This is a genomic window from Vibrio splendidus 12E03, assembly GCF_000272105.2.
Taxonomy (GTDB): Bacteria; Pseudomonadota; Gammaproteobacteria; order Enterobacterales; family Vibrionaceae; genus Vibrio; species Vibrio splendidus_I.
Genome location: NZ_AJZD02000327.1, coordinates 23,558 through 23,824, shown reverse-complemented (window position 1 = coordinate 23,824; position 267 = coordinate 23,558). Strand labels below are relative to the sequence as shown.

The 267-nt window shown below is 46.8% G+C and carries 1 protein-coding gene; it reads right to left on the bottom strand.

The window, feature by feature from the left end; translation table 11 throughout:
* Positions 1–267 (bottom strand): VCBS domain-containing protein (locus tag A142_RS25495; protein ID WP_032545376.1); only part of this gene is annotated, 267 nt, incomplete at both ends.

Genomic DNA, 267 nt, shown 5'->3' with positions numbered 1-267 from the left:
TCATCAAGATATTGCACATCATCGTTATCTACAACGTACGTCCATTCGCCATCATCGGTTATGGTCAACATACCTAACGCGGTATCATTGGTCGAACCTTCTGGATTAAACGTTCCGTTAGGTTCAAAGGCCGCAACATCATTGGCATCTACATCAGTAATCGTCAGTGTTCCCGTCGCCATCAAGTCATTGCTTTCAGGATCGACATCGACATCTTCCGTCACCTCCCCCATATCAGAGTCACCTTCTCCAACGGTGATCTCCGAT